Source organism: Microlunatus ginsengisoli, from assembly GCF_039537205.1.
GTDB lineage: Bacteria > Actinomycetota > Actinomycetes > Propionibacteriales > Propionibacteriaceae > Microlunatus > Microlunatus ginsengisoli.
The window spans coordinates 103,073-112,797 of sequence record NZ_BAABAB010000001.1; the positions used below are offsets into that span (position 1 = coordinate 103,073).

At 71.3% G+C, this 9,725-nt stretch carries 8 protein-coding genes; 4 read left to right on the top strand and 4 right to left on the bottom strand.

All coding sequences use genetic code 11. From position 1 onward, the window contains the following. Positions 1-53 precede the first annotated feature (53 nt). Together ABD747_RS00470 and ABD747_RS00475 are read left to right on the top strand one after the other, a co-directional pair. Complete coding sequence (locus tag ABD747_RS00470; protein ID WP_344801097.1) at positions 54-1,313, top strand: beta-ketoacyl-[acyl-carrier-protein] synthase family protein; 1,260 nt, start codon at positions 54-56, stop codon at positions 1,311-1,313. Next, a complete protein-coding gene (locus ABD747_RS00475; protein WP_344801098.1) occupies positions 1,310-2,041 on the top strand; it encodes an aminoglycoside 3'-phosphotransferase in 732 nt (243 codons plus the stop codon). The genes ABD747_RS00470 and ABD747_RS00475 overlap by 4 nt, the downstream gene beginning before the upstream one ends. 81 nt (positions 2,042-2,122) lie before the next feature. Here ABD747_RS00475 and ABD747_RS00480 read toward each other — a convergent pair whose 3' ends face one another. After that, entirely contained in the window at positions 2,123-2,620 is a 498-nt protein-coding gene (locus tag ABD747_RS00480) for a DUF3145 domain-containing protein (protein WP_344801099.1), read from the bottom strand. A gap of 206 nt (positions 2,621-2,826) precedes the next feature. Here ABD747_RS00480 and ABD747_RS00485 point away from each other — a divergent pair, with 206 nt between their 5' ends. Beyond that, a complete protein-coding gene (locus tag ABD747_RS00485) occupies positions 2,827-4,764 on the top strand; it encodes a S9 family peptidase (protein WP_344801100.1) in 1,938 nt (645 codons plus the stop codon). Positions 4,765-5,233: 469 nt separating this feature from the next. Here the strand turns inward: ABD747_RS00485 and ABD747_RS00490 are convergent, their stop codons facing one another. Together ABD747_RS00490 and ABD747_RS00495 are read right to left on the bottom strand one after the other, a co-directional pair. Next, entirely contained in the window at positions 5,234-5,953 is a 720-nt protein-coding gene (locus tag ABD747_RS00490) for a YggS family pyridoxal phosphate-dependent enzyme (RefSeq protein WP_344801101.1), read from the bottom strand. 5 nt (positions 5,954-5,958) lie between these two features. Further along, complete coding sequence (locus ABD747_RS00495; protein ID WP_344801102.1) at positions 5,959-6,807, bottom strand: helix-turn-helix transcriptional regulator; 849 nt, start codon at positions 6,805-6,807, stop codon at positions 5,959-5,961. A gap of 116 nt (positions 6,808-6,923) precedes the next feature. Here ABD747_RS00495 and secA2 point away from each other — a divergent pair, with 116 nt between their 5' ends. After that, positions 6,924-9,146: an accessory Sec system translocase SecA2 gene (gene secA2 / locus ABD747_RS00500; RefSeq protein ID WP_344801103.1), complete on the top strand. Its 2,223-nt coding sequence runs from the start codon at positions 6,924-6,926 to the stop codon at positions 9,144-9,146. A 94-nt stretch (positions 9,147-9,240) separates the two neighbouring features. Here secA2 and ABD747_RS00505 read toward each other — a convergent pair. Further along, positions 9,241-9,725: TOBE domain-containing protein (locus tag ABD747_RS00505; protein WP_344801104.1), on the bottom strand; the 485-nt coding region annotated here is incomplete at its 5' end.

Genomic DNA, 9,725 nt, shown 5'->3' on the forward strand with positions numbered 1-9,725 from the left:
GGCCACCTCCTCGATCGAGCGGTGGCCCCGATCCCACTGCCAGGGAGGAACTGATGGATCGCAAGACGATCGTCGTCACCGGAGTCGGCGCCACCACGCCGCTCGGCGGAGACGTGGCCAGCACCTGGGACGCGATGCTCGCCGGCACGTCCGGCGTCAGCCTGATCGAGCAGCCCTGGGCCGATGATCTGCCCTGCCGGATCGCGGCGAAGGCGGCCGTCGACCCCGCCACCGTGCTGGAGCGGGTGGAGGCCCGCCGGCTCGACCGGGTGGCTCAGCTCGCGATCGTCGCAGGCACCGAGGCGTGGACCGACGCCGGTTTCGGCTTCGGCGACGACAACCCGGTCGACCGCGAGCGGCTCGCCAGCGTGGTGGCGACCGGCATCGGTGGCCTGCAGACGCTGCTCGGCCAGTGGGACATCCAAAAGGACAAGGGCGTGCGCCGGGTCAGTCCGCTGACCGTGCCGATGCTGATGGCGAACGCCGCCGCCGCGAACCTGGGACTGCGGATCGGGGCCAAGGCGGGCGTGCACACGCCCGTCTCGGCCTGCGCCTCGAGCAACGAGGCGCTGTCGCTGGCGATCGACATCATCCGGCTCGACCGAGCCGACGTGGTCCTGGTCGGAGGCTCCGAGGGCTGCATCCACCCAGTCACCATCGGCGCGTTCGGGCAGATGCAGGCGATGAGCCGGCGCAACGACGAGCCCGAGCGGGCCTCGCGTCCGTGGGACGTCGACCGGGACGGTTTCGTGATGGGCGAGGGCTCGGCGATCTTCGTGATCGAGACTCTCGAGCACGCGCAGGCCCGCGGCGCCAAGATCTACGGCGAGCTCGCCGGCGCCGGCATCACCGCCGACTCCCACGACATGGTCCAGCCCGAGCCGAGCGGTGCGCCCCAGGCCAGGGCGATGAAGCTGGCGATGAAGGCGGCGGAGCTGGAGCCGGCCGACATCGTGCACGTGAACGCACACGCGACCTCCACGCCGCAGGGTGACGTGACCGAGGCCGGCTCGATCCGGCAGGCCCTCGGCGACGGGACCGCCGCGATCGTCACCTCGACCAAGTCGATGACCGGGCACCTGCTCGGCGGTGCCGGGGCGCTGGAGTCGCTGGCCACGCTGCTGGCGCTGCGCAACCGGACCGTGCCGCCGACGATCAACCTGGACAACCCGGAGCCCGACCTCGGCATCGACATCGCCGACAAGGTCCGCGAGCTGCCAGAGGGCGACATCGCCGGCATCAACAACTCGTTCGGCTTCGGCGGCCACAACGTCGCCGTCGCCTTCACGAACCGGTACGCGACCGGCGGGTGACCATTCCGGTCCGGCCGGTCGACGTGCCGGCCTCCGTCCGCGAGCTGGCGCGCCGGGAAGGGCTCGGCACCGGGCACGCGGTTTGGCTGAATCAGCTGGGCGGGCTGACGTTCGCCTATCCCGACGTCGGCCAGTTCGTGAAGTGGGTGCCGCACCACCCCGAGTTCGACGTGGTGGACGAGGCGGCCCGACTGGACTGGGCGGGCCGCTTCACCACCGTGCCGGCCGTGATCGACCTCGGCAGCGACGAGCACGGGGCCTGGCTGCGGACCCGGGCCGTCCCCGGCCGGAGCGCGGTGCACCCGCGCTGGATCGCCGAGCCGCGGATCGCCGTGCGCGCGATCGGCACCGGGCTCCGGTCGTTCCACGATCGGCTGCCGGTGCTGGACTGCCCGTTCGACTGGAGCCTCGCCACCCGGTTCGCCTGGATCAAGCGGGACGAGGACCGGGTGCTGATCGAGCAGGCGCCGCCGATCGACCGGCTCGTGGTGTGTCACGGCGACATGTGTGCGCCCAACACCCTGCTGGACGAGGCCGGCGCGTTCACCGGGCACGTCGATCTCGGCCGGCTGGGCGTCGCGGACCGCTGGGCCGATCTGGCCGTGGCGACGTACAGCCTGGGCTGGAACTACGACGGTGAGTGGACCGACGAGCTGCTGGACGCGTACGGGATCGAGCGCGACGACGACCGGATCGGCTACTACCGCCGGCTCTGGGACGCGACCTGACCTCACGCTCTCTGCGAGTTGTCAGGTTCTCAGCGCGCTATAGCGCGCTGAGAACCTGACAACTCGGGACAGAGGGCCGCGCTAGACCACCTGGTGCAGCCAGCGAACCGGGGCGCCGTCGCCGGCGTAGCGGAACGGCTCGAGCTCGGCGTCCCAGCCGCTGCCGAGCAGGTCGGCGAGCGCGTCGACCAGGTCCCGGCCGCCGAGGGCGGCCTCGGTCACGGCGTGCTTGATCCGGTCCTCTGGCACCATCACGTCGCCGTGCAGTCCGGTGACGGCGTGGAAGATCCCCTGGGTCGGGGTGTATGCATAGCGTTCGGCCTCGCTCGCCGAGGTGGCCTCCTCGGTCACCTCGAACCGGAGCCGCTGCCACCCCTTGAGCGCCGACGCCAGCCGCCCGGCGGTTCCGACCGGCCCGCTCCAGGAGTATTCCGCGCGGTAGCTGGCGCGCTCGATCGGCTGCGGGGTCCAGTCGAGCCGGACGGGCATGCCGAAGACGCCGCCGGCGGCCCACTCGACATGCGGGCAGAGCGCGGACGGCGCGGAGTGGACGAACAGAACTCCACGGGTCGTACTCATCGATCCTCCAAGGACTGCGAACCGACAGCCGAGAGGGCTGCCTTCCCCGACATCCTCAGAGCCTGTCCGTCGTAGCCGACTTGGCGGATCGCTGTCTATTCTGCCCCATCCGTCACAGCAGATCCAGCGGTCGGCTCAGGCGCAGCGCGCCCGGAGCGTGCGACGGCCCGCTGGGCGCCGCGCCGCCACGACTCTAGAGTGGCTGGATGAGCGCTACCCCATATGGCTCGTGGCCCTCTCCCATCACGCCGGAGCTGATGACCTCCTCGCTAGTCGGTTTGGACGCGCCGGCCCTCGACGGAACCGACCTCTACTGGCTGGAGACCCGCGCCGACCAGGGCGGACGCTCCAGCCTGTGGCGGCGTCGAGGCGACGGGACCACGCATGAGCTGACGCCCCGGCACTACGTTCGCAGCCGGGTGCACGAGTACGGCGGCGGCGAGTACGCGGTCGAAGCCGGGGTGGTCGTGTTCAGCGACTTCACCGACGGCCGGTTGTACGTCCTGGGCACCGACGACGCACCGAGCCCGCTGACCGGCGACGGTGCCGACGTGCGGTTTGCCGACATCCGGGTGCATGCCGACCGCGGGCTCGCGCTCGCGATCCGCGAGGACCACCGGAACGGCGGCGAGCCGGAGAACACCCTCGTGGCGATTCGGTTGGACTCCTCCGGTGAGGGATTCGGCCGGGTGCTCTGCACCGGGGCCGACTTCTACGCCACCCCGGAGCTGGCCGGCGACGGCCGGCTCGCCTGGGTGGAGTGGGACCACCCGAACATGCCTTGGGACGAGACCCGGCTGATGACCGGCCGGCTCACGACCACCCCGGATGGAGATCTCGCCGTCGAGGACGCCACCCCGATCGCGGGCGGACCGGCGGAGTCGGCGATCCAGCCCCGCTGGACACAGGCCGCTCTGCTGTTCGCCTCGGATCGCTCGGGCTTCTGGAATCTCTACGCCACGACCGGAGCCGCGGAGCCGCGCAATCTGCATCCGGCCGACGCGAGTTTCGCCGAGCCGCAGTGGGTGTTCGGTCAGAACCCGTACGCGGTGCTTGCCGACGGCCGGCTGCTGTGCACCAGGCGCGAGCGCGGTCACCTCGGGCTCGGCATCCTCGAACCCGGCTCGGGTCGGCTCGACGACGTGGACGTCGATGGATCCGCGCGATCATTGTCGGTCTCTGCGGACGTACCCGATCGGGCGGCGGCGGTCGTGACCTATCCGGACCGACCGCCCGAGCTGGTCCTGATCGACCTCGGCAGCGGCTCGGCGGAGGTGGTCCGGGTGTCCGGTGAGCTGCCGTTCGACCGCTCCTGGGTGTCGCTGGCGAGTCCGGTCAGCTGGCCGAGCGACGACGGCGAGGTGTTCGGCTGGTTCTATCCGCCGACGAATCCGCAAGCCGGCGCCGGCGCCGACGAACTGCCGCCGCTGATGACGCTCTCGCATGGTGGTCCGACCGGCTTCTCGGCGCCGGACTTCAAGCTGGCAGTGCAGTTCTGGACCACCCGCGGAGTCGCCGTGCTGGACGTCAACTACGGCGGGAGTGCCGGCTATGGCCGGGCCTACCGGGAGCGGCTGCGCGGCCGCTGGGGCATTGTCGACGTCCGCGACTGTGCCGAGGGTGCCGCGGCGATGGGCGACCAGGGCCGGGCCGATCCCGCTCGGCTGGCGATCATGGGCGGCAGCGCCGGTGGTTACACCACACTGCGCGCGCTGACCGCGACGCAGACCTTCGCGGCCGGGATCAGCCTGTTCGGCGTCGGCGACCTGGAGACACTCGCCCGGGACACGCACAAGTTCGAGTCGCGCTATCTCGACGGGCTGGTCGGACCCTACCCGGCCGAGCGCGCGGTGTATCAGGATCGCTCCCCGATCAACCACGTCGACGATCTGGCCGCGCCAATCCTGCTGCTGCAGGGATCCGACGACAAGGTGGTGCCCCCGAACCAGGCCGAGGCGATGGCCGCCGCAGCGCGAGCCAAGCGGTTGCCGGTCGCGCTGGTGATCTATCCAGGCGAGGGGCACGGGTTCCGCCGGGCGGAGTCGATCAAGGCGTCGCACGAGGCCCAGATCTCCTTCCTCGGCCAGATCTTCGGCTTCACTCCCGCCGGCGACATCCCGGTCCTGGAGATCGAGAATCTCTGAGCCGGTCGAGCGCGCCGGAGCGGGTCCCGACGTCGCCGATCGACCTCGACCGGTCCCGGTAAACGGTTACCGAGGCTGATCCGACGCGCTCGATGTCGATCGGCGACATTCTGGCCAGCTGACGGAAAGCCGCGAAGCCGCCCGCTGGCGACACGTCGTGGACAGCTTCCCGTTCGGCACCCGCGACGCCTGCACCATGGACCTCGACCACACCATCCCCCACCAACACGGCGGAACCACCTCGGCCGACAACCTGTCACCACTGACCCGACACCACCACCGAGCCAAAACCTACGGCGGATGGGCCAAACGCCAACCCGAGCCCGACACCGTCGTCTGGCACTCACCCCACGGCTGGATCTACCTCGTCACCCCCCAAGGCACCCTCGACCTCGGCCACAGCACCTACGCCCACGCCATCTGGAACGCCGCTGCCCAGCCCGGGCGGCGCCCGGCTCCGTCCGAGCCGTCAGCCCGGCCAGTAGTCCTGCGGCCGCAACCGGCTGCCGAAGATGGCCTCGCCGACCCGGACCGTGGTAGCGCCGTACGCGATCGCGAGCTCGAAGTCTCCCGACATTCCCATCGACAACTCGTCGTAGCTGCCGGCGGCGGTGTCGGTCTGGCGTAGCCGCTCCTGGACCTCGAGCATCCGCCGGAAGCAGCCGGCGACCGCCTCTGCGTCGTCGGAGAAGATCGCCAGCGTCATCAACCCGCGCACCCGCAGGTTCTGGTACGGCCGGAGCGCGACCGCGAAGTCGACCGCGTTCTCGACCGCTACCCCGAACTTCTGCGGCTCGTCGGAGGAGTTCACCTGAACGAACACGTCCAGCGACCGCGCCTGCTGGTGCAGCCGGCGATCGAGGGCCTCGGCCAGCCGGAGCGAGTCGAGGGCATGGAACTCCTCGGCGAACGTCGCCACGTCCTTCGCCTTGTTGGTCTGCAGGTGACCGATCACGGCCCATCGCAGATCGGGTACGTCGGCGAAGAGCTCGGCCTTCTGCGCTGCCTCCTGCACCCGGTTCTCGCCGAAGATCCGCATCCCGGCGTCGTACGCCTCGCGGATCTTCTCCGGACCGTGGGTCTTGCTCACCGGCAGCAACCGGACGCTGCCGGGAGCCCGGCCGGCCCGCACGGACGCGACCTCGATCCGCTGCTGGACCGCCGCAAGATTGTCCGCCACCTGACCCACGGCTCTCACCCTAGTGAGGACGGTGTCCGTCCCAGCCGCTGGACGGCCGCCGCCCGATTCGGGACGCCCAGCCGGCCATAGATCCGGCTCAGGTGCTTGGACACAGTCGCCGGGCGCAGACCCAACCGGCGGGCGACCTGTGCGTCGGTGTTCCCGCGCGCCACCAGTTCCAGCACCTCCAGCTCGCGCGCGCTCAGCGGCAGGTCCGGCGACGCCTCCGCCACAGCCGTTCCTGGCCGCGCCCCGGCGTCCGTCGGCTCCCAGCCAGGTGCCTGGTCGGCCGGCACCCAGCGGGCCTGGGGCGCGAGCTGAAGCGCGCGATGACCGGCGCGCACACTGCGGGCCAGCGGCGCGGCCAGCAGGGGACCGGCCGCGGCCAGCAGGTCGCGCTGCTTGTCGCTGAACCGGCCGCCCAGCCGACCGAGGGTGACGGCGTGCAGCACCGACTGCCGCCCGCTCAGCAGCGCGGCCATCTGGTCGGTGACGTCGGGCATCGCTGCCCGCACCGGGTGCGAGCGCCAGCCGTGCTGGCTGAGCTGGTCCGAGATTCGCGGGACCACACGCTGCCCGGCCCGGCGCGGCAGCTCGCGGGCCAGCACGGCCCGGAGCGGGTGCAGGTGACCGACCCGGACGTACTCCTCCAATCGGGCGGTCCGGGCCCGCTCGAGCGGCCAGAACAGCGCCACCTCGTGCCCGGTCTGCAGATCCAGCTGGGTCAGCGTCGCCGTGTCGGACCCGACCACACCGGCCAGCAGGGCGAGAGCGGTGCCGAGCTGGGAGAACTGCGTCAGCTCACCGGTCACGTGGCCGAGGGCGAGCACCTCCCGCAGCTCGGCGGCGTCGAGTCGCTGCACAACGGGTCAGGAGGCGCGAGGTGTCGCCGGGATACCTTCGCGACGGCTCCTGCTGTGATCGAGGCGTCTCGTGCTGTGATGGATCCGTGCGCTGGTGGCCGCGATTCCGTGCCTGGTTGTCCGACAACCCGGGCCGAGGCTCGATCGGCGAGGTGGCGCACACGATGGAGGTCGCCGGCCGGTTGCGGCCACCGACCCGGGCCTCCGACGAGGAGCTCCGCGACCGGTTGCGAGTACTGCCGCCGGACTTCGCCCGCTCGGACCAGGCGCTGGCCTCGTTCCTGATCGACCTGCGCGAGCTCGCCGACCGGCGAATCGGGCTGCGGCCGTACGACGTCCAGCTGCAGGCTGCGGCGGCGATGCTCCGCGGGGTGTCGGTGGAGATGGCGACCGGGGAGGGCAAGACGCTGGTCGGCGCCCTCGTCGCCACCGGCCTGGTGCTCGGCGGTCACCGGGTGCACGTGCTCGGGGCGAACGACTACCTGGCCCGCCGCGACGCCGACTGGATGGGCCCGCTGCTGCGCGCGGTCGGCATCTCGGTCGAGGCGGTCACTTCTGCTGCGGACCAGACGACCCGGCGGGCGGCGTACCGCGCCGAGGTGACGTACGTCCCGGTGAGCGAGGCCGGCTTCGACACCCTGCGCGATCGGCTCCGGCTCGACCCGGCAGACCTGGTCGGGATCGGCCACGACGCCGCGATCGTCGACGAGGCCGACGCGGTGCTGCTGGACGAGGCACGCGTGCCGCTCGTGCTGGCCGGCGAGGACGCCCGGCGAGCGGGCACCGACACCGAGCTTGCTGTGTTCGTGGCCTCGCTGGCCGCCGGAACCGACTACACCGTCGACCCGGACCGGCGCACACTGCACCTGACCGAGGCCGGTCTGCGCCGGGTGGAGCAACGATTCGCCGTGGCCGACCTCTTCGGCGCTGACGCCGACCTGCTCACTCGCGTGCACGTCGCCCTCTACGCCGAGGAGCTGCTCCGGCGCGACGTCGACTACGTCCTCGACCGAGGCCGGGTCCGGCTGGTCAGCCGGTCGCGGGGGCGGGTGGAGGCGCTGCAACGCTGGCCGGACGGTCTGCAGGCTGCGGTGGAGGCCAAGGAACGGCTGGCGCCGTCGGCCGGGGTGCAGATCCTGGATCAGCTGCTGATCAGCGATCTGATCGGCCGGTACGGCCGCGTGGTCGGGATGAGTGCCACGCTGCTGCCGGCCGCCGAGGAGCTGTACGAGCTGTATCGCATCCGCTGTGCCGCCGTCGGGCCGAACCGAGCCTGCATCCGCCGGGACGAACCGGATCGGCTCGGCCGCAGCGCGGACGAGCGAGACACCGCGGCGGTCGGTCTGGTGGCCGACCTGCACCGCAGCGACCAACCGGTGCTGGTCGCCACCCAGTCCGTCGCGGAGTCGGACCGATTCGGCTCCCTGCTGGCGGCCGCGGGTCTGACACCGGCCGTGCTGAACGCCAAGAACGACGCAGAGGAGGCCGCCGTGATCGCTCACGCCGGCCGGCCGGGTCAGATCACCGTGTCCACCCAGATGGCCGGGCGCGGCACCGACATCAGGCTCGCCGACGGGGTCGCCGAGCTCGGCGGCTTGTGCGTCGTCGGTCTCGGCCGCTTCCCCAGTCACCGGCTCGACCTGCAGCTGCGTGGACGAGCGGGTCGCCAGGGCGACCCCGGCCGATCGGTCTACTTCGTCAGCCCGGACGACGACCTCGTGGTCGAGAACGGCGACGCGCCGGCCGGAGAGCTCGACGACGCCGGTCTGCGCGCCCTGGTCGAGCACAGCCAGCGGGCCGCCGAGGCGCGTCAGCAGGATCTGCGCCGGCTGTCGGCCCGTTACGGCAGGTTGCTGGCGACCCAGCGAGACCAGTTCCTGGAACTGCGGCACGCGGTGCTGACCGCCGACCGCGGGCTGGACGAGCTGCAGCTGCTGATCCCCGACCGGATGGCCTGCCTGGTCGATCAGATCGGTGACCAGCCGCTGCGCCGGTCGGTCCGAGTCGTCGTGCTCAGCAGCCTCGACCGGCGGTGGAGCGAGCATCTGGCGTACGTCACCGAGCTCCGCGAGGGGATCCACCTCAGAGCGCTCGCTCGCGAGGATCCGCTGTACGAGTTCAACCGGCTCGTCCAGGCCGCCTATGCACCGTTGATCGATCGGGCCTGTGCGGAGGCGGCCGGGCTGGTCGAACGGGCACCCGTCCGCGACGGCGGGCTCGACTTGGACGCCGTCGAGCTGTATCGCCCCGGCGCCACCTGGACGTACATGGTCACCGACGACCACTTCGGTTCGGAGTGGGAGCGGATCGGCCGGTTCGCTCTCCGCCACCTGCGCTAGATCGCGATGCTCCCGCTGACCCCGGCGGTGACGTGGCAGAACCGATGCACTCGCCCATGGTGTCAGCCCGTGTCCGCCGACCCGGCCCGCTATCTCAGGACAGGCGCCGCCCGTCTGCCTCGGAAAACACGTGCACGTGACTCGGGTCGATCTTGAGCCGCACCGTCTCGCCACGCTGAGGTGGCGTCCGCGACGAGATCCGCGCCGTGATCTGCTGTGCGGTCAGCCGATCGTCCTCGTCCAGCCCGGTGACGGTGCCGTAGAGGTACGCATCCGCGCCGAGTTCCTCCACCACCGCCACGTCGATGCCGATACCCTCCGTGCCCGCACCGAGGGTGAAGTTCTCGGGTCGGATGCCGAGCACGAGCCGCTTCTCGTTACCGGCCTTGGCCAGCGTCTCGCGCGGCACCGGAACCACGTAGTCGCCGATGTGCACGCCGTCCTCGGCGACATCGCCTTCCATCAGGTTCATGGCCGGAGAGCCGATGAAGCCGGCCACGAACAGGTTGCGCGGCTTGTCGTACAGATTCAGCGGCGTATCGCACTGCTGCAGCACCCCGTCCTTGAGCACGGCGACCC